The 3,074-nt window shown below is 45.8% G+C and carries 1 protein-coding gene and 1 pseudogene; one reads left to right on the plus strand and one right to left on the minus strand.

Annotation, left to right across the window (positions count from 1 at the left end; translation table 11 throughout):
* Positions 1–209 precede the first annotated feature (209 nt).
* Positions 210–443: pseudogene (locus IM500_RS16735) on the plus strand (ISNCY family transposase); the annotation flags it as partial.
* A 42-nt stretch (positions 444–485) separates the two neighbouring features.
* Here the strand turns inward: IM500_RS16735 and IM500_RS16740 are convergent.
* Entirely contained in the window at positions 486–2,873 is a 2,388-nt protein-coding gene (locus IM500_RS16740) for a DUF3769 domain-containing protein (protein ID WP_190721987.1), read from the minus strand.
* Positions 2,874–3,074: the final 201 nt, after the last annotated feature.

Genomic DNA, 3,074 nt, shown 5'->3' on the forward strand with positions numbered 1-3,074 from the left:
AAATTGATAATTAGGGTTTGCGGCAAAAAGTTTTTCCTGGGGGCAGGGGGGGTGTGGGGTTTTACCGATTTTGAGGTAGTCAGTTACCTAATTTTCAGGGAAAAAGTCCAGGAATTTTACCCCCGATCACTCCAATGGTAGGCACTTTTTGAGGGAAAAAAAGTCTAAAAGCCTTATCCAACAAGGTTTTTAGATTTATTCAGCCAGCCCTAAATAAGAATCATAAAAATAAGTAGGGTTATTCTGTAACCCTTTTAGGAGACGACTTATATTCTCACGAACCTGTTTGTGAATTAGCAGTAAAACAAGGTTATAATTTTATTTTTGTTTGTTGGGAAACGTCGCCTAAAACTTTATATGAATGGCTAGAATTTTTAGAAAAAAGTGGAGAAGTTACGAACGTTGAAAAGAAACAATGGGATGGGCGAAAAAATCTAATTCATAATTCATAATTCATAATTCATAATTCCCTCTCCCTTCTAGTCTTAACGGGTTACTCCATCCACCACCGGACGGATATCGCTACCCTCAAAATAGCCGGGGTTGCCTGTCCAGTTGAAATCCGAAACGCGGATGTTGAGTATTCCCAACTGCAGCACCGGGTTATAGCGCAAAATTAAACTATAGGTGCGACGACTCCATTCGAGAAAATATTCTGTGCTGATTTCCTTAGCTTGATCGATACTATAAATGCTCTGGAAACCCACGCGAATCGGACCATATACCTGTTGAGTTATACCATAGGACATTGTTTGTTGATCAACAAAGCGATCGAAGAAAAAGGGTGATTGTCCGTTAACCAAACCCTGACTAAAACTGAGATTAAACCCAGTATAGTCGAGAAAATTGCCGGAAAAACGCCCAAACTGTCCTAATAATCCCACGGTTCCCGTGACGGAATTTTGCGTCTCTCCATTGGTGTAATAACTGGTGACACCAGTGACACCAGTGACAAGAGCAATATAGGGTTGAACGGGAACGGGAGAAAATCTTAAACCTTGGTCGGGAGTCGGTGGTAAAGTAAGGGCAGACCAGAGTAAAAAACTGCGATTGAGGGAGACAGCACCCTGAAAACGGCTTAAATTAGTAACATTATCCGTTGCATTGGCCGGTAAGAGATTACTGCGATCGGTGGGTGCGTTAACATTCTGAACAGAAGCTTGATAACTGAGTCTAATATCCGTATTCGGGATGACAATCACAGGTGAGGTCAAAATTGCCCCAAAACTGCTATTAACCGTCTGAAACCCTAAAGAACCGTTAAAGAGACGCTCGCGATAATTGTACTCCACATTGAGCAGATAGGGATCCTGCAACTGTCCGATCGTCTGTTGAAAGCGAATTTTAGAACGAACACTATTTTCGATCTGTTCCAAATCTAAATTAGAAAAAGAAGCTGTCGCTTGCAAAAACGAGCGCTCGCCAAAATTAGTGGCAAAATTGCCCAATAAACCAAAAGCTTTCGGACTAAGGGCCGAAACTTCCCCACCTCCGGGGTTAGCTGAGGGGAAAGCATCGGGATTAAGGACTTTTTGAATTAAATATTGCGGTGTCAACTCAAAAAGAGTCTTCGGTGTCTCCACTAAAGTTAGGGGACTTTCTACGAAAAATCCGCCTCGATCCTCCCCATCATAGCCCGGAGCAATTAAAAAAGGACGACGACGACGGCGATCGAACGTAAGACTATTAATAAAAGTGGGTGCCACTACCCGTTGATCGAAAACCAACTGGGAATTACTCATCCGCAACTCATCGGTAAAGGGGCCGGTACTGCGAAAAGTGGCGGAATTGGCCCGAACTTCCAATTCAGGGGGGGAAAACGGGTCATTCGTCAGACGCACATTAGTGGCATTCCACACCTTACCATCAAAATTCAAGCGCTCGGCCTGAAAACGGACACGATTAATCGTTCCCCCCGATGGACTACTAATATTCTGTCGATCGCGCCGACTGGGATCCTGTCCCCCGACGACAAATTGAAAACCCTCTCCCGTGGTAATTCTCTGCAAGGGTTGATTTAATGCCAAACGATCGGTTAGGGTTCCAAAAGAACTACCAGCCCCCACATCCGTGGGCAGCGTCTGTCCTAAATCCCTAGCGGTGCTGGGTTGAAAAATCTCCCCATTAGCATTAAATACCACACCGCTATCCTGGACGAAATAATACTCGAAGCGATCGCCGCGCAGGATTTGATCTCCCCGGGTTAGGATCACCTGTCCCTCCGCTACCGCTAACTTTTCGGGAAGATTAATCTGTAAGCGATCGGCTGTTAGTACACTTTGGGCAAAACGCAGGGTGACATTACCTCTAGCGGTGATAATCTGCCGATTTTGGTCAAATTCCTGCTCATCAGCCACCAATTCCATGGGTCTTTCCCCTTCTGGATTAGCGGCCTGAGCTAGGCCGTTATTGAGGGAAATCAAGTATTCTTGGCTGGTTTTTTCGCCTTTTTTCCGCACTAATAGCCGAGTTGAGCCATTTTTCTGGTTAAGAGCTTTTTGATTTAATCCTGAAACTATCTCGGTTTCGGGATGAATGGTGACACCAACGGCCGCGGGGGGTGGAGAATTCTGAACAGAAAGGGGTTTTCCTAAAGCTGCCGCATCACCCCCACTGCTAGGTAATGGTTTTAAGGGAATACCCTCATCGGGAACCAAGGGTTTTACCTCGACGGTTTCCGGGGGTGGAGTGACGGTTAGGGGAATAGAAACGCTCTCTTCTGAAGGCTTTTTTGCTTCTAGAGGTGCTGGGGTGACAGGGAGGGGAATTACTGACGCGGGACTATTTTCAGAAACTTGGCGCTCCTCCGTTTCCGGTTCGGCTACAGTATTAATCAGGGCAGGTGGTTCAACAGCTAAGAGAAAAAAAGACATGACTGCACGAGTCGGCGATCAAAATAGAGGACGAGCGAACCTCATTGACATCCTCGCCGCCCTTTTAGGGCGGCGATTCCTAAACCTCACGATTTAAGTTTCTGCTTCCACCACCGTCGCATACCACAGTTAAAAAACCATGTACTGTCTTACACAGAGTCCACAGACTTTCGCCCCATTTCAGAAGCCCGATTCCGTGTG

Origin of the sequence: Microcystis sp. M179S2 (genome assembly GCF_020245805.1) — a bacterium.
In the GTDB taxonomy this organism is placed as follows: domain Bacteria; phylum Cyanobacteriota; class Cyanobacteriia; order Cyanobacteriales; family Microcystaceae; genus Microcystis; species Microcystis aeruginosa.

What these genes read in the sequence shown, in the direction of transcription:
- IM500_RS16740 (WP_190721987.1), bottom strand. Translation starts at nt 2,873, where the DNA reads ATGTCTTTTTTTCTCTTAGCTGTTGAACCACCTGCCCTGATTAATACT.